Here is a 16,737-nt window from a genome sequence, read left to right as displayed (position 1 = left end):
ACATCTACTAATCTATGAAAGAGATATCGTTCGTTCATTTATTAGCATAGAAAACTAGAGTAAAGTAGTCGTTAAGTTTTTTTAAATATTTTATTAAAGATTGTAAATTTAAAATTTTAAAAATCTATCAAACGAAGGAATAAAACAATAATAAATCCAAACATTTACATAAAGAAACACCATGATATAATTCATTTATAAAATAAAAAACGTAATGATTACGATTTATTTTGTGATATCTTTTTAATTAAGAAATCAATAATAAAAATAAGGGGGTATTTTTATGGAGAAAATACCAGTTACAGTTTTAAGTGGTTATTTAGGATCTGGAAAAACCACGTTATTAAATCATATTCTAAAGAATCGACAAGGATTAAGAGTAGCAGTGATTGTAAATGATATGAGCGAAGTCAACATCGATGCTGAATTAGTAAAGCAAGGTGCAGATTTATCTCGAACTGAAGAAAAGCTTGTTGAAATGTCAAATGGATGTATTTGTTGTACATTAAGAGAAGATCTTCTCGTTGAAGTAGAGAAATTAGCTAAAAGAGGAAACATTGATTATATCGTAATTGAATCTACAGGAATAAGTGAACCGGTTCCTGTGGCACAAACTTTTTCATATATCGACGAGGAATTAGGAATTGATTTAACTCAATTCTGTAAACTTGATACGATGGTGACAGTCGTAGATGCAAATCGTTTCTGGAAAGATTTCCAGTCAGGAGATTCTTTGCTTGATCGTAAAGAAGCTTTAGGAGAAGAAGACACAAGAGAAATAGCAGATTTATTAATTGACCAAATTGAATTTTGTGATGTTTTAATCTTAAACAAATGTGATTTAGTATCAAATGATGAACTGATGAAATTAGAAAATGTATTAAGAACATTACAACCTAGTGCTAAAATTATTCGTACTATTAATGCAAAAGTTGAACCTCAAGAAATTTTAAACACAGACTTGTTTGATTTTGATAAAGCTAGTGCTTCAGCTGGTTGGATAAAGGAACTCAATGAAGGACACCATGAGCATACACCGGAAACAGAGGAATATGGAATCAGTTCTTTTGTATATGATATAAAGAAGCCTTTTCATTCAGAACGTTTTACTAAATGGGTTTATTCAATGCCAAAACAAATAGTGAGAGCTAAAGGTATCGCGTGGTGTGCAAGCAGAAATAATTTAGCACTTTTAATGTCTCAAGCTGGGCCATCAGTAAGTATTGAGCCTATTTCTTATTGGGTGGCCTCCTTACCAGCAAATCAACAAGAGCAAATCATTAAACAAAATCCATATTTATTAGACGAATGGGATGATCAATTTGGAGATCGTTACACCAAATTAGTATTTATTGGCGTGGATTTAGAGCAAGATAAAATAGAAAGGGAATTAGATCAATGTCTTCTAACAGATGAAGAGTTTGGAGAAGATTGGAGTAAGCTTAAAGATTCATTTACTTGGAGTTTGCAACAGGCACAATAGAAAATATCTCGCATAACGCTTTCTTATTTTAATGATAAAAGGGGTAAAGTACCATGATGGATTGGAATTTTACAAGAAACAGTCTTTTTAGATCTGTTTCTTTTTTTATTTAAGAGTATAAAAAGAATAATAAATAGCAACTTGAGCAAACTACTCAAGATGTAACCGAGCACCGATTAGCAAAATTTAATTATGCAACAGCAAAACCACTGATGAGGACCAGTGGTTTTGCTGTTTTTAGACTGTGTATCATATACATCAAGAGTGAACCAGAACAAAATATTAGAATTTATATATAAAATAAAACCACCTCAATTTAAAGTGGTTTTTAAAATCCAAATCATTTATTTAGATAAAAGATAAAAGTATACCTCCAAATGCTCCGGTTACAACAACAATCCAAGGCGGTAACTTCCAGTAGACTAACATGCTGAATAGTACAGCAGAAAAAGCAAAATCAACTGGTTTTAAAATAGCACTTGTCCAAATGGGATCATAAAAAGCTGAAATTAAAATACCTACTACAGCTGCGTTTACTCCAATCAAAGCACCTTTAACTTTGGGATTACGTCTTAATTGATCCCAGAAAGGTAATGTCCCTAGAATAAGTAGGAAAGCAGGTAGGAAAATGGCTATCGTTGCTATTAGCCCGCCTTTCCAACCGTTAATTACTGCTCCAATATAAGCTGCAAATGTAAACAATGGACCCGGCACAGCTTGTGTAGCACCATAACCAGCTAAAAAGGAATCCTGACTTAACCATCCTGTAGGAACAAATTCTTTTTGAAGTAATGGTAAAACAACATGTCCTCCTCCAAAAACTAACGAACCTGATCGGTAAAAGCTATCGAACAGTGCTACCCAACTTAGTGAAGTTATTTCTCTTAGGATTGGTAAAAAGATAAGGAGACCAAAGAACAATAATAAACAGATTGCCCCTATTTTTTTAGATACAGGAAAAATGAGCTGAGATTGATTATTATCTGCTTGATTTTTATAGATGATATACCCAACAACTCCTGCTAAGATAATCACACCTATTTGTATAAAAGCTGTTTGCCATAAGAGAGTTCCCACTAATGCAAAGAGAGCAATTGATTTTCTTGGCAAGTCCGGAGTCAATTTTCCAGCCATTCCTAAAATCGCATGTGCGACTATAACTACAGCTACTATTTTCAAACCATGAATCCAGCTAGCATCCGTAACATTCGAGCCTTGTATGAGTAGGGCAAATAAAATCAAGGCAATGACAGAGGGAAGAGTAAATCCTATAAAGGCTAAGATTCCACCTAACAATCCAGCACGCATCACTCCAATACCTATCCCAACTTGACTACTAGCAGGTCCGGGAAGGAATTGACACAAAGCTACTAAATCAGCGTAACTTTTTTCATCCATCCATTTTCTTTTACGAACATACTCTTCGTGAAAATAACCCAGATGTGCAATGGGCCCCCCAAATGATGTAAGCCCAAGACGGGTCGAAACAAATAGTATTTCCAACAAAGATTTAAAATTTATTTTATTTGTACCTTTGTTCATCCTGAACTTCCTTTCTACTAGTCTTTGATTTCTTTAAAAAGTTTATATGCTTTTTTCCTTGCTTCGACAAGTACTTCAGCTCCTTTTTCAGTCGTGCAATAATATTTTCTAATTTTTCCCGATACATTACGTTCTTCTTTGTTCAACAGACCATCATCTTCCATTGAATGGAGAATAGGATATAAGGTGCCAGGACTTATGGTATAACCATGTTCTTTTAATTCTTCCAACATCCATGATCCAAAAACAGGATGTTCTTTAGCATGGTGTAAGATATGAATTTGAATAAACCCTAAAAACAACTTTCGTAGTACTTTATCTTCCAAAAATATCATCTCCATATAAAAATCGGACTTCGATATCGAAATTCGTAATTAAAATACCATAGTATCATTTAATCTTTCAATTCATTAGAGAAAATTTACTTAAACTTTACAATATATCATGTGCAGTCTAATTAATAATCCAAGATATATATTATGTTTATTCCATACATCCGTAGTTAACATAAAACACATTGTAGGCAGAAATAAAGCAGTCTAAATATTAATAGACTGCTTCTTGATTACTTATTTACCTATTTCAGCAAAACGTTGAATACGTTCAGCGATTTCATCACGTACACGCTGGAAAAACGCCCATTTTTCTTCATCTGTTCCTTCAGCCTTTGCTGGATCATCAAATCCCCAGTGTTCACGTTTCACATGAGGAGGCGTTACAGGACAGTGATCTGCTGCATGGCCACATAATGTAACAACCAAATCCGCATTATTTAGAATCTCAGGATCAATGACATCAGATGTTTGATTTGAAATATCAACGCCGGCTTCTTTCATTGCTTTTACAGCGTTAGGATTTAATCCGTGAGCTTCTAGTCCTGCACTACGTACATCCCACTCATCATTGTTTAGATATTTTTTTGCCCATCCTTCTGCCATTTGACTACGGCAAGAGTTACCTGTACATAAGAAATAAAGTGTTTTTTTAGACATGTGTAAAATCTCCTTCATGATGTGTTATGAAATAATGAGTAACCAAATATATAAACCAACAAGCGTAATAAACAATGTTGGGATGGTTAAGATAATACCTGTTTTAAAATAAGTTCCCCAAGAAATCTTAACTCCTTTTGTCGAGAGAACATGAAGCCATAAGAGCGTCGCTAGAGAGCCAATAGGTGTAATCTTTGGCCCTAAATCTGAACCAATGACATTTGCATAAATCAAAGCTTCTTTTATTGTTCCTGTTGCATGAGTTGCGTCAATAGCTAGCGCATCAATCATAACGGTTGGCATGTTGTTCATAATCGATGAAAGAATGGCTGCAATGAATCCCATACCAATGGTTGCAGCAAACAATCCGTGGTCAGCAGTCGCTTGAATAAGGCTTGCTAATACTTCGGTTAGCCCAACATTACGTAATCCGTAGACAACGACATACATACCAATGGAAAAGAAAACAATAGCCCATGGAGCTCCTTGCAAGACTTTTTTCGTTTGAACTACAGAGCTTTGTCTTGCTATTCCTAAGAAGAAAATAGCTATAATTCCTGCGATAATAGACACTGGAATGTCAAAGAATTCACCAATAAAGTAACCAAGAACTAAAACGATTAAGACAATTCCTGATAAACGGAACGTTTTCTCATCTTTAATGGCATCAATTGGTTTCTGTAAATCGTCCAGATTGTATTTCTTAGGGATATTTTTACGGAAGTATAGATATAAGACGATAATACTTGCTAACAGTGAAAATAAATCTGGAATGATCATACGTGAAGCAAACTCAGAAAAACGAATACCAAAGAAATCAGCTGATACAATATTCACTAAGTTACTTACCACAAGTGGAAGAGACGTTGTATCGGCAATAAATCCACTTGCGATAATAAATGGAAAGACCATTTTATCGTCAAATTTCAGTGCTCGTACCATTGCAAGTACGATAGGTGTTAAAATCAAGGCTGCTCCATCGTTGGCAAACAATGCTGCTACAACTGCACCTAAAAGGGAAACATAGACAAACATTCGAATGCCATTTCCTCCTGCAGCTCGCGCCATATGTAAAGCTGCCCACTCAAAAAATCCGATTTCATCTAAAATTAAGGAAATAATAATAACTGCAATAAACGTTAATGTTGCATTCCAAACGATTCCTGTTACATCAAGAACATCATGAAAATCAACAACACCTGCTAAAAGAGCTAGAACTGCACCTCCACATGCTGACCAACCAATAGACAAGTTCTTAGGTTGCCAAATGACAAAAATCAACGTCACTAAGAAGATGAAGGAGGCTACTATAACTGATACCACTTTATAAACCTCCTATTATTAGCAACAACTAACACGTAATCCTTGCTTTTCGAGTTCCTTTAAACGTTCATCTTCACTTGGTAAAGATTCAAGGATATCAAGGACAAACTGATAATATTTGTTTTCTTTATTTAATGAATAGAAAATCCATTGTCCTTTTCGTTTTTCCATTACAAGTTCGATGTCTTTTAATTTACGTAAGTGTTGGCTAATAGATGGTTGACTAGTCTTATAAATTTCAACTAGCTCACAAACGCAGCACTCGTTGTTCTGTAATAACTTCATTATAGACAATCTTTTCTTATCTCCAAGTAACTTCAGTATCTGTGCTGCTTTCTCTACTTCCACTTGCGCTTTTACATCCATTCTGACTCGCCTCCTTGTTTTCAGACATAATTATATAAGTATTTCGTTATATATTCAACACAAATATACGCTTTTAGTATTAATCAAAAAAAATTGATTAATCTCTTGATTTATATAATTTTTCCAGATATGATGAATACATCAAAAAAAATTGATTAATAAGAAATGAGGGTTATAACAGTGAGAGTTAACAACTCTGGAAACTTATCTGTTACGTACTTTCAATCGTATTTTCATTTAGTTATGAATACTCAAGGTATGAACCATAAGGAAGCAAGAAACCTTATTTTTCAGCGCTTTTTTCATCAAGATCCTATGTTAAGAGGGGAAGCCACATATAGTAACTTTAAAAAAGCTGCCGAAAGCTTTGAACTTTAAATCAAAAAAAATTGATGAAGGAGGATGACAATGGAAAAAATCAACGAAGGAAATCACCCATTTAAACAGTACGAACAAAAATTTAAAGCTCTTGCCGATCAAAAAAGATTAGAAATTATGTATGAGCTTTGTCAACGAGGGCAGACATGCGTATGTGATTTAACTGAGTTCTTTGGAATGTCTCAATCTAAGCTCTCATACCACTTGAAAATTTTATTAGATGCAAATCTCGTTGTTAAAGAAACAAAAGGAACATGGAGCTATTACGATCTAAATGATAAAGAAGTTAATCATATTCTGTCTGAAGAACTTTGCTGTTTATTTAGAAAAGATACGAGTAAAAGCTGTTCATGCTCTTAATTTAATGAATTCAAAATAATATGGTCTATAAGACCAAGGAGGAAATTTAAATGAAATATGTTCACGTAGGAATTAATGTAACGAATTTAGAGCAATCCATTGAATTTTATCAAAAAGTATTTTGTGCTAGCCCTGTAAAGTTTAAAGAGGATTATGCAAAATTCTTATTAGACGAACCAGGCTTAAACTTCACATTAAATGTACGTGACGAGGTAAAGGGAAACCAAGTTAACCATTTTGGATTCCAAGTAGGTACACAGGAAGAAATAGCTTCTCATAAAGCACGATTAGAAAAAGAAGGATTCTTTGCGCGTGAAGAAATGGATACGACTTGCTGCTACGCTGTGCAAGATAAATTCTGGGTAACAGATCCTGACGGAAACGAATGGGAATTCTTCTATACAAAATCAGATAGCGAAGTTCATAAGATTGAGGATAACGTGGGACCAAATGAAAAATCACCTTCGAGTATTTCATGTTGTTAATCTTAATTAAAGAATACACCTCTTATTTGAGAGAATTATAAATTCTATTTTTGAGCAAACTACTCAAGATGCCGTAAGGCATTCTTCCTTTGATAAAAGATGTGTAACAGAAAAAACTCCTGACCAACCTGCAGGAGTTTTTTCTGTTTTTAGACTGTATATGTTATACCTCTTTAGTTAACATAATCAAAATTCTAGGTAGTCATAATAAATAGAAAAGGTAAGGCGTTAATTAAGGCCTTACCTTTTTATTAACCTTGTAGTTGTTCGTGAGTATCTATTTTCTCCTTTTGTGTAACCTTATGAGGTTCAGGAAGTAACAAATTTAAAATGGCTGCTCCTGCTAAGATCATAATTGAAAGATAAAAAGAAATATTATAACTACCTGTTTCGTTATAAAATAAACCTGGTAAATAAGCGCCCAATGCCGAGCCTATTTGATGGCTAAGGAATAACCACCCTAAAATAAAACCAATGGAGTATTGTTTAAAATATTGAGTAGCTAGTAATTGAGTTGGAGCTACAGTTGCAAAGTCAACTAACCCAAATAATACTGCAAAAATAAGCAATAATGCAGAATTATGACTGTACAAGAGAATACAAATAGATATCGCCCTCATTCCATATAAAAGGAATAACATTTTGCGACTACTCCAGCGATCAGCCACAACACCAGATAGTAAGATACCTATAATATTAAACCCAGCAAGTATACTTACTGCAGCACTAGTAACACTTGTTGAAAATCCGTGATCATGTGAGAAAGGAATAAGGTGCGTATCCATTAATCCTGTAGTAGTGAAACCACAAATAGCAAAAGGAAAGATTAAAAACCAAAACTCTCTTTTTAGAAAGACATTCCATATTGAAGAGTTTGTGTTTAAAGCTTTTTTTTCGACTGTACTCTCTTCTACGGTTTCACCCCCAATAGGAACTAAACCCTTCTCTTTAGGATGATTCCGTAAAAATAAAAAGACGATAGGAAAGACAATAAGTACTAAAAAGGCGCCTAATATCACAACTGTCATTTTCCAATTAAGCCAATGAATTAACATGAGAGAGCCCGGAACAAGAAGCATTTGTCCAGCACCAAATCCAGCCTCCATAATCCCAAACGCAAGTCCACGTTTTTCGTTAAACCAATTGGTTACAACCACTGTTGCGGCTACATTGGAGGCTCCTCCCACGCCAAGAGAAACCATAATTCCGTAAAGAAAGAATAATTGCCAGGGATGAGTTACAAAAGATGTGAGAAAAATACTTATACCTACTAGAAAAGTGCTAAAGGATAAAATGAGACGAGCACCCAATTTATCTACCAGTCTTCCAATGAGTGGTTGGGACAGCCCATAGATAATAAAACTCAATGTTGAGATAAGAGAAATTGTTCCTCTATCCATTGAGAAGTCTGTTTCCCAAGGCTCAACAAAAGCTCCAAATGAAAGCCGAACACCTTGAACGGCTAAAAAGGTCAAAAATGTAACAAAAACAATAATCCAAGCGTAATGAAATGTTCTTTTCATATATTCCCCTCAACCAAAAGTGATTATTTTTTTCTTAGCTCTAAATCCCAACGTTCTTCTATCAAAGTAGCTCCCCACAAAGTTTTTTTCTCTTGCACTTCTACTATTTCAAACCCGAATTTTTTATATAGTGGTCTAGCTGTCACCATATCACTAACGGTCCAAAGAAAGATGCGTTCATAATCAAGTTCTTTACAGTATTGGACAAGAGAGTTAATAAGTTGAGTCCCTATTCCTTTTTTGTGAAATGACGGATTTACCAAGAACCACCTTAACTGTCCTACCTTATTGCCATCATTCACTAAGCCAATACAGCCTGCAAACTCGCGATTTATTTCTGCTATCCAGATTCTTTCTATAGGGGCATTAAAGGTCTCCTGAAGATATGCTAAAAAGCTGTTATCCCATTTATGTACTTGATTATAAAATAACCATTGTTGTTCAATCATGTTGTTAATATCATCAAAAGTATAATAGCTTCTAACAGAAACAGCTTCTTTGTCTTTTTCTTTAAATGAGGTAGAAAGAATTTCTTGTATGGTATTCATTGAGGATACAAGTTTTTGTTGTTGATCATGGTCCAAGCTTCCAAGAATATATTCTACTTGCTGATTAGCTTTTTTCTCCAGCTCTTTGTAAATCAATTCCCCATGACTGGTTACATATAAAAGATGGTTACGTCCATCGTCTTTACACTTTTGCTTATAAATCATCTTTTCTTTTTCGAATTTTTTGATAATTCTACTTACATAACCGCCATCTAAGTCTAATCTCTCTTGAACGTTTTTAGCCGTACAATTACTAGTGTTATAAATTTCAAATAAAATACGGGTTTCTGTTAAAGAAAACGGACTGTCATAGATATGTTCATTTAAAAAGCCCAAAACATCTGTGTAAAATCGGTTAAATTTCCTAAATTCAAGGCCACACTTACTCTGTACATCAATCATTTTTACACCTCTTTCAAATAATATAAACGTAATTATTTACCAATTCTAACCTTAACACTTGCCTAAGTCAACTATTATTCTTAGATTTTATCCTTTTAAAAAAAGAATACGATATACAAACTTACCCAACTTAAGTGGAAAAAGGTAATCCATTAATAAAGTATAAGCGACAAGAATAGATAAGTTATGTTAACTGGTTACAAATATTATGAAGCACTAGAGGAACCTTAATTATATTGCTCCCCCCTTCAAAGGTGGTATAATATGGATGATTGTATCAGTGAAAGGGGAGAAAGAGATGAACAAACTTGTATTCAAGCAATTTGAAATCGGAAGAGAGTACTTCCTCAAAATTATAGGGGCTGTGTCTGAGGACCAAACTGATGTGCAGCCAGATGGTTTTAACAACACAATTCATTGGCATACAGGTCACGTTTTGACAGTTACTGAACAAACTATGTTTGGTTTTCCTCATGCAACAACCCATCTTCCAGCAAACTATATGGAATTGTTCGGAAATGGTACGAAACCAACCGATTGGACGGGGGATGTACCTACTATGGATGAGCTTAAGATACAGCTAAAAGATCAATTGGCTCGTATTCAGCAAATTCCTGCTGAACAGCTAAACAATACCTTGGAAAAGCCATTTTTGGGATGTAAAACCTTTGGAGAGCTGGCGGGTGTTACACTGATGCATGAAGCAACTCATATGGGCCAGATTCAGGCAATGAAGCGAATAATTGAACATGTGGGTGTGAAAAATTGAATTTGACAAAATGATATAACAATGAAGTACTAAAGCCTATATATCCTTTATATAGGCTTTAGTACTTCATTGTTATATTGAAGCTGAAACTTTTTGTTTTCTTCTCAAGTTTAAGAAGCCAGAAGCTGTTAATACACCTAAAATAACTAAACATGTACCTATTACTTAAGGTAATGTAATAAGGGATCCAGTTAAAATAGAAAGAATCATGGTGACGACTGGAACTAAATTAAAAAATAAAGATGTATTACTTGCGCCAATCGTAGCCATTCCCTTATTCCACCACAGATAGCCTAATACACTTGTAAAGAGAGCCATAAAGAGAATAGCTCCCCAAGCTGACCATGTAACGTGAGACAAGGGCTGAGAGCTTGGTGAAAAAGCTGTTAAAATTACAAGACAAAGAGAACCAATAATCATTGTATAAGTAGTTGTCTCCATGGAAGAACTACCATTCAAATATTTTCTTCCTAATACACCATATAAAGCCCAACATAGGTTCCCTGCTAAGACCAGTAAATCACCTTTAGAAATGGATAGTGTTTGAATAATTTCTAACGAACCTTGCGTAAGGACAAGGATAACACCAACTAAGGCAAAAGATATACCCAGCATCTGCTGTTTTTTAATGGGGTTCTTTAAAATAAAATAAGCAAAAAGTGCAGTTACCAAAGGATTAGTTCCCATAATGAGGGCCCCATTTAAAGGGGACGTGTATTGCATTCCTAAAAAGAAAAAAGCATTGAATCCAAAAATTCCTACGATACCAAGTAAGATATACATTTTCCAATGAACTTTAATGGTTTTTAACTTCACTTGTTTCTGTAATCCTAATATAAGAACCATAACGAGTGCAGCAATACCAAATCGCCATGCTGCAGCACTTGCAGGAGAGAAATAGTGAACAGCATACTTAGCTAAGTTGAACGTAGCACCTGTAAATATAGCGAAACCTATTAACATAAGGGATATTCTACTTTTCATCTTTCAAGTCTCCAATCATTGTTTCGTACGTCTCTAATTTCTCTTTTGTCACATTCATAACAGTTTCAATCTCTTGTTTTTGCTTTTCTAGAAGAAGTAAGTGTTTGTTTAAGATATCAGCCCTCGTTTGAATCTTTTTTAATTGAATGGCAGCAGAATCGATATTTTCTAGAAGACATCCATCCTTTAAAAATTCTTGAATATCTTCGAGAGACATTCCTGTTTGTTTTAACATTTTCATAAATTTGAGTAGGCGAATTTCACCTTCCGTATATCTTCTCTTTCCACCTTTTCTTAACGGTGAAGATAATAACCCAATCTTTTCGTAATAACGTAATGTATGAGCTGTGAACCCCGTTTTCGTAGCAACTTCAGATATACTATACATTTCCATTTCCTCCTTTCTTTACATGCTACAACTTAGACTTAGATCTAAGTCAATAATTAATTTGTAAATAATAAAAAAAGACTCGGAATCTTTTCCGAGCCTTCTTAAAGAAAATCATTAAGAGTACAGTTTCTTCGTTGTCTCTAGGGATTTATAGTATTCTACCTTTTCCTGGATTTTATGGAGATTCAGCGTTAATTCTTCTATCTTGCTTGAGACATCTTGATGATGTTCCTCTAATAACTCCCTTCTCGAAACAATAGTAGAATCTCCTTCTTGTCGTAAATCAGAAAACTGCTTCATTTTAAGCATTGGCATACCTGTAACGCGTAATCGAATTAAAAAATGAATCCATGCAATATCAGAATCTGTGTACTGTCGATATCCAGTTGTATCTCTTTGTACATTCATGATTAATCCAATTTTTTCATAATAACGCAATGTATGTGCAGAAAGACCGGTCATTTTTGCTACTTCTTGAATACTGAATAAATTTTCCATATAAGCAATTATAACACGATAAATATAAGTCTTGCTTTAGAGCGCGCTCTAAAGATTACTATCTAATTTATAGATAAAATCATTATATGTTAAGGAGAGATTCAATTGATAAACGAACGCTACGAAAATGGATGGAAAAAGCTAATGGAAGTAGATGGAGAAGGGGGAAAACGAGTAATTGAATCATTAAAAGACATCGCTCCTGATCTTGGAAGATATGTCATCGAGTTTGCCTTTGGGGATATCTATAAAAGACAAGGAATTAGTCTACAGCAAAAACAATTGGTAACCATAGCCTCACTAACGACACAGGGGGGATGTGATCCGCAATTAAATGTCCATATTAATGCAGCTCTTAACGTGGGACTTACTCCAAATGCAATAGTGGAGGCCATTATACACTGTATTCCATACACCGGTTTCCCTAGGGTTTTAAATGCAGTTTTTGTTGCTAAACAAGTTTTCAAAGAAAGAGATTTAAAGGTAAATACTAAATAAAATTGCAAGTATATGAAATAAAAAGTTAGGTAACATAATGTATGTTTATCGGAAATAAAAAGGCTCTTGGATAAAATTCCAAGAGCCTTTATGTACTTATACCTTTTTTAACTTAGATTAATTCCAAAATAGTATCCCAAAAAGACAATTACAAATAATAATTCTCCAACAAGTACAATGAAATCCAACTTTTGAGACTTTTGAATTTTTTCTAAACTAAAATATGAAATATAAAGGCGTAAACCTCCTAGCGTAACAGCAATAATAATGATAAAAAGATTTTCAGTAATAGCTATTGCAATGAGGTAAATGAGCCATTTAAATATAAAGACTCCAACTATCCTTAACATAAATAAACGCCATTTACTTAACTGAATAACATCCCTTACTTCAATAGCTTGAAGGTTTTTTCTAACCTTTTTGAATTCAAATAATGCCTCTAGATTATTCCACAATAAAAATAACCCGAAAATTAGTAGATATAAATCATTAATTGTTAGGTTAAAGAGACTCAACTTCACTCCCCCCATATAAATAGCAACGATCTCTATATTTCGAACAACTTTGATTTGAACCAAGGGCTTTTATGTATTTAAATCTTCCTTATTAGGTTTCTTAAATAAAATCAAAGCAATTGCTGCAAATACTGCTATACCTATAGGAACCCATACATTTAACTCCAAAATCATAACTCCTCTCTGCAAAATACCATTTATTACTATTTTACAAAAAATTGGATTTAAAAGCATTATATATTATGTTTAGTTAACATAAAACATTTTTCAGGAACAAATCTACTCATGCAATAGAATATTGCAAATTTACTGTGTAAAGGTTGCATAGGTCTTGTAATATTGGGACAAACTACACAAGATGCTGGGAAGCATCACCTTGGAAATCCTCGTCTTTTGAGTTGACAACATGTATCAAGAAAAACCACTGATCCCTGTTCAGCGTTTTTTTCTTTTTAATACATAAGTTACTGATAGTTTGAGCAAACTATCGAAGATGCTTCAAAGTATCAAATAAAACGGAATAATGTACACACTAAAAAACTTCCTACGGAAATAGGGAGTTTTTCTATTTTCAACCTGTATATCGTATACATGTTTAGTTAAGTCGGGTAAGTTAGGGGCATCACTGCCCCTTCCTCCCCTAAGAACCGTGCGAGTCCCTTTCAAGACACATCGGCTCAAGCCTCCCATTGCAGGTCCATTTGCTGTCGTATCCTCATCACACACCATAACGGTAAGTAAAACGTACGCCGACGCTCCAAATGGAGGTATACATAACGGTACGTTTCTTTCGTCAGAAGATAGCCACAACCTTATGTTCCTACGAGAGACCAACGAGAAGTCAGCTCCCTTTCGGGCCTATCATGGGCTTGTCCGTAAGGACGATAGTATCCATCCAGTTATACAGTTTCCTGCTTTCCTGTTCTCTTTCGAGATAATGGCATTTGCTTTCTCTCGTATCCTTTACCCTCTGTCACATCGTTTGACTTTGCAGTCATCCTACTGTTTACACAGATGACAAAGGGCTTACCAAGTTCCGCATCGTATAGATACGACGAGGTTAGGTGGGTTCTTTACTCCGGGCAAGATACGGGACGCGTCACAGCAGCTTTATGAATCTGCTTTTCCTCTTGCCAATACCCAGGCAAAGCTGTTGCACTATCCTGAGCTAACACTTACGAAGCTTACAAACCTTCACTAATGTTCACCATACTCATCTTCCCCTAGCAGTGTTCCGAGTCGTGCACTGACTCTCTGTTTCCGCATTTCCGCATGCAACCCACGAGCCTGTTACCAGGCCCGCAGTTTTGGACGGGAATAGTTTTTGCGTCTAAACCAGTGGCATAAGCCACACTATATAAAAGCGACTTCTTGTCGCACCATAATGTCTCTTCAAGGAACCAAGCAAAAAAATGAACCCATACAGGACAAGGGTTCGGAGTAGGATGATTCTTCTCGGATATGCAGCTTTTTATACACCTTTGACATACCAACGCTTTAGTAGGAGACGAACGAGAAAAAAATGTATAAAAAGCGCATGTTTTATACATATGCTGTAACCTCTCTGAAATACTATCTTTACAAACGTATGTTATTCTGTATCTGCACATGAATCTTATAGTTTTATTCAATGAAAAGCCACCTGTCCTACTACACTAGGTGACTTTTTATTTTGCTTACCTTTTGACTGGACAAGTTATAACCTAATACTATATTTTAGATATGTACATGTATATATTTCACTTTTATCAACTATAAAAAGCAGCTATGACCAACCACACATGTAAGAAAAGCCCTCAATTAATTTTGAGGGCTTTTCTTATATGTGTCGTCAATAAGAGTAAATAATAAAACCAATAATTTTAACGAGATACTTTATTATTTACTAAACGTAACTGATTTTATCGATGTCAGAGAGAGGTCTTAAAGTTTAAGGTCTTTTCATTGTATATATTTAAAGAGTTATATCTGTTGCCTTTTTCTTTCCTGTATGTAATCTATCAGTATTTGACGTTCGTCCTCAAATAACATTTTTAAGTTACTAATCTCCGATAAAGGCTTCCAGCAAATATCTAATATTAACTCATCAGGATCTTGAATTTTCCTTTCTCCACCTAACAACTTCACTTCGAAATACTTAATATGGACATTTACATCATATGTTACTGTATCACGTTCACAAATTTTATCAATGACCGAAATCTTGTATCCTGTTTCTTCCCAAACTTCTCTTATACAGCATTCTTCATATGTCTCAGATCTTTCTATGCCACCTGAAGGTACTGACCATAGTTCTGGCTCATTTGGCTTCTCCTGAGCTACCATTAATAGTTCGTTTTTATCGTTTATACAAATTGCAGCAGCGCCTCTCCAATTAGTCATTAGACCACATCCTTTTTTCTACCGATATAAAGTAAATGTGATGAAACGCCTAAAGTATAAGGATCCGTTGCTGTTTTCTTTAATAATTCAATTAATCGATCAACTTCGGCTTGGCCCTTGCTTGTCCAGTAATCCCATTGTTCTTTAGATAACAGGGAACCAATACTAGATGATCCCACTAAACTTAGGGTTTCAAATCCATTAGATTCCATGAAGGGATTTATTTCTTGTATATCAAAGTAATAAGCTCCTGTAAATCTTCCTTCATCTTGATGATTAAAGTCGCCAGTAGCAATAAATTCTTCGATATTATCAATTGTATTATTAGGCTTCTACACTTCTGGATGTAACAATGAAGAAAGAGTATGTCTAATTCTAGACATAAAGGCAACAAATACAACTCCCTCATTTTTTGTTACACGGTACAGTTCTTTAACAGCTGCATTACGATCATGTTCATTCTGTAGATGATACATTGGCCCCATCATTAAGGTAGCATCGAATTCGTTGTCTTTTAATAATTTTAAATCCTTTGCATCCATAATATGAAATCCATTAAATTGATTAAAAAGCTGAAGCTCTTTTGCTTTATCTTCAGCTATATTTACTAATCTAGGCGTAAGGTCAGTTAGCGTTACCTGAAATCCTTTCTCTGCTAGTTTCATTGCATATTTACCAGGACCAGCTCCATTGTCTAACACACTTCCGTTTTCTGGTAAGTACTTTTTTATATAATGCCAGTTAATTTGAAACTCTAATGGTTCTCTATCTAGACGACCCCACTCATCAAATGTTGAGTAATAATCCATTACTTTATTCATAAACAAAATCCCCTTCTATGTCTTATACAACTTCCAATATAAGTATTATTCGTTTTGTAGAATTTGTAAAATATTGATAGATATGATATATAAGGTTAATTAACATAATGTTCCTTATCGGAAATCAATTATTTGTTGAACAACTTTCTCAGCAGATTTCCCATTTGTATAAATTAGCTCTATGTCAAAGTCATATAGATTGTACGCGAATTGAATAATAAACTACTTGATTTATCTTTTAATTATAAATATAATATAGCTTAAGTACGCGAAAGGAGCACACTAAAACCTAGAAATATAATTTTCTATTTTTCTTTGATTATATTCAATATATTTCCTCTATACAAAAAAAGGAGATTCACTATAATGAAGTTACATCTTGAAATAGAGCCTGAATTTTTTAAATGTCTAGGGAATATATGTAGAAAGTTTTTAATTAAAACTTTTTTGAAAGCGATATCATTTTATTTCAAAGGA

General features: G+C 34.3%; 19 protein-coding genes and 1 pseudogene. 6 read left to right on the top strand and 14 right to left on the bottom strand.

What is annotated here, in order from left to right:
* Positions 1 to 283: 283 nt before the first annotated feature.
* Positions 284 to 1,483 (top strand): GTP-binding protein, encoded by a 1,200-nt coding sequence (locus tag ACN6NE_RS28075; RefSeq protein ID WP_129708087.1) that lies wholly within the window; start codon positions 284 to 286, stop codon positions 1,481 to 1,483.
* A 348-nt stretch (positions 1,484 to 1,831) separates the two neighbouring features.
* Here the strand turns inward: ACN6NE_RS28075 and ACN6NE_RS28070 are convergent, their stop codons facing one another.
* From ACN6NE_RS28070 to ACN6NE_RS28050, 5 genes are all read right to left on the bottom strand, one after another.
* Positions 1,832 to 3,025 (bottom strand): chromate transporter, encoded by a 1,194-nt coding sequence (locus ACN6NE_RS28070; RefSeq protein ID WP_129708084.1) that lies wholly within the window; start codon positions 3,023 to 3,025, stop codon positions 1,832 to 1,834.
* Between the two features lie 17 nt (positions 3,026 to 3,042).
* Positions 3,043 to 3,351, bottom strand: coding sequence for a PadR family transcriptional regulator (locus tag ACN6NE_RS28065; protein WP_474328575.1), 309 nt, complete (start codon positions 3,349 to 3,351; stop codon positions 3,043 to 3,045).
* A 243-nt stretch (positions 3,352 to 3,594) separates the two neighbouring features.
* Positions 3,595 to 4,017 (bottom strand): arsenate reductase (thioredoxin), encoded by a 423-nt coding sequence (gene arsC, locus ACN6NE_RS28060; RefSeq protein ID WP_474328573.1) that lies wholly within the window; start codon positions 4,015 to 4,017, stop codon positions 3,595 to 3,597.
* Positions 4,018 to 4,041: 24 nt separating this feature from the next.
* On the bottom strand, positions 4,042 to 5,340 hold the full coding sequence (locus ACN6NE_RS28055; protein WP_474328571.1) for an arsenic transporter: 1,299 nt from the start codon (positions 5,338 to 5,340) through the stop codon (positions 4,042 to 4,044).
* A gap of 18 nt (positions 5,341 to 5,358) precedes the next feature.
* A complete protein-coding gene (locus ACN6NE_RS28050; protein ID WP_474328569.1) occupies positions 5,359 to 5,706 on the bottom strand; it encodes an ArsR/SmtB family transcription factor in 348 nt (115 codons plus the stop codon).
* Between the two features lie 180 nt (positions 5,707 to 5,886).
* Between ACN6NE_RS28050 and ACN6NE_RS28045 the strand changes: the two genes are divergently transcribed.
* The 3 genes from ACN6NE_RS28045 to ACN6NE_RS28035 are packed head-to-tail and all read left to right on the top strand — an operon-like array spanning position 5,887 to position 6,929.
* Entirely contained in the window at positions 5,887 to 6,084 is a 198-nt protein-coding gene (locus ACN6NE_RS28045; RefSeq protein ID WP_474328567.1) for a hypothetical protein, read from the top strand.
* Positions 6,085 to 6,114: 30 nt separating this feature from the next.
* Positions 6,115 to 6,444, top strand: coding sequence for an ArsR/SmtB family transcription factor (locus tag ACN6NE_RS28040; RefSeq protein WP_129708070.1), 330 nt, complete (start codon positions 6,115 to 6,117; stop codon positions 6,442 to 6,444).
* 50 nt (positions 6,445 to 6,494) lie between these two features.
* The gene (locus tag ACN6NE_RS28035) at positions 6,495 to 6,929 is read left to right on the top strand and encodes an ArsI/CadI family heavy metal resistance metalloenzyme (RefSeq protein WP_474328565.1); all 435 of its coding nucleotides are present in this window, start codon (positions 6,495 to 6,497) and stop codon (positions 6,927 to 6,929) included.
* A 251-nt stretch (positions 6,930 to 7,180) separates the two neighbouring features.
* Here the strand turns inward: ACN6NE_RS28035 and ACN6NE_RS28030 are convergent, their stop codons facing one another.
* Both ACN6NE_RS28030 and ACN6NE_RS28025 read right to left on the bottom strand, forming a co-directional pair.
* Entirely contained in the window at positions 7,181 to 8,452 is a 1,272-nt protein-coding gene (locus ACN6NE_RS28030; RefSeq protein ID WP_474328563.1) for an MFS transporter, read from the bottom strand.
* A gap of 23 nt (positions 8,453 to 8,475) precedes the next feature.
* Positions 8,476 to 9,402, bottom strand: coding sequence for a bifunctional helix-turn-helix transcriptional regulator/GNAT family N-acetyltransferase (locus tag ACN6NE_RS28025; protein ID WP_474328561.1), 927 nt, complete (start codon positions 9,400 to 9,402; stop codon positions 8,476 to 8,478).
* Positions 9,403 to 9,700: 298 nt separating this feature from the next.
* Between ACN6NE_RS28025 and ACN6NE_RS28020 the strand changes: the two genes are divergently transcribed.
* Positions 9,701 to 10,171, top strand: coding sequence for a DinB family protein (locus ACN6NE_RS28020; RefSeq protein ID WP_474328622.1), 471 nt, complete (start codon positions 9,701 to 9,703; stop codon positions 10,169 to 10,171).
* A gap of 72 nt (positions 10,172 to 10,243) precedes the next feature.
* Here the strand turns inward: ACN6NE_RS28020 and ACN6NE_RS28015 are convergent.
* The 3 genes and pseudogenes from ACN6NE_RS28015 to ACN6NE_RS28005 all read right to left on the bottom strand — a co-directional run bounded on the left by ACN6NE_RS28015 (position 10,244) and on the right by ACN6NE_RS28005 (position 12,044).
* Positions 10,244 to 11,155 (bottom strand): annotated as a pseudogene (locus ACN6NE_RS28015) (DMT family transporter).
* Positions 11,145 to 11,543, bottom strand: coding sequence for a MerR family transcriptional regulator (locus ACN6NE_RS28010; protein ID WP_192998906.1), 399 nt, complete (start codon positions 11,541 to 11,543; stop codon positions 11,145 to 11,147). The pseudogene ACN6NE_RS28015 and the gene ACN6NE_RS28010 overlap by 11 nt, the downstream one beginning before the upstream one ends.
* A 117-nt stretch (positions 11,544 to 11,660) precedes the next feature.
* Positions 11,661 to 12,044, bottom strand: a complete 384-nt coding sequence (locus ACN6NE_RS28005) for a MerR family transcriptional regulator (protein ID WP_474328559.1) — start codon at positions 12,042 to 12,044, stop codon at positions 11,661 to 11,663.
* A 108-nt stretch (positions 12,045 to 12,152) separates the two neighbouring features.
* Here ACN6NE_RS28005 and ACN6NE_RS28000 point away from each other — a divergent pair, with 108 nt between their 5' ends.
* Positions 12,153 to 12,542 carry a carboxymuconolactone decarboxylase family protein gene (locus ACN6NE_RS28000; RefSeq protein WP_474328620.1) on the top strand — a complete coding sequence of 130 codons (390 nt, stop codon included), beginning with the start codon at positions 12,153 to 12,155 and terminating at the stop codon, positions 12,540 to 12,542.
* Positions 12,543 to 12,649: 107 nt separating this feature from the next.
* On the opposite strand, the gene ACN6NE_RS27995 is transcribed toward ACN6NE_RS28000, so the two are convergent.
* From ACN6NE_RS27995 to ACN6NE_RS27980, 4 genes are all read right to left on the bottom strand, one after another.
* The gene (locus ACN6NE_RS27995) at positions 12,650 to 13,057 is read right to left on the bottom strand and encodes a hypothetical protein (protein WP_474328557.1); all 408 of its coding nucleotides are present in this window, start codon (positions 13,055 to 13,057) and stop codon (positions 12,650 to 12,652) included.
* A gap of 1,962 nt (positions 13,058 to 15,019) precedes the next feature.
* Positions 15,020 to 15,439, bottom strand: a complete 420-nt coding sequence (locus tag ACN6NE_RS27990) for an NUDIX hydrolase (RefSeq protein ID WP_474328555.1) — start codon at positions 15,437 to 15,439, stop codon at positions 15,020 to 15,022.
* Positions 15,439 to 15,651 (bottom strand): hypothetical protein, encoded by a 213-nt coding sequence (locus tag ACN6NE_RS27985; RefSeq protein WP_474328553.1) that lies wholly within the window; start codon positions 15,649 to 15,651, stop codon positions 15,439 to 15,441. Before ACN6NE_RS27985 ends, ACN6NE_RS27990 begins: the two co-directional genes overlap by 1 nt.
* Positions 15,652 to 15,771: 120 nt before the next feature.
* Positions 15,772 to 16,260 carry a class I SAM-dependent methyltransferase gene (locus tag ACN6NE_RS27980; RefSeq protein ID WP_474328551.1) on the bottom strand — a complete coding sequence of 163 codons (489 nt, stop codon included), beginning with the start codon at positions 16,258 to 16,260 and terminating at the stop codon, positions 15,772 to 15,774.
* Positions 16,261 to 16,737: the final 477 nt, after the last annotated feature.

The organism is Priestia sp. 53B2 (assembly GCF_056099005.1).
Note: the sequence above shows the minus strand (reverse complement) of the source record. Positions and strands in the feature narration are given on the sequence as shown.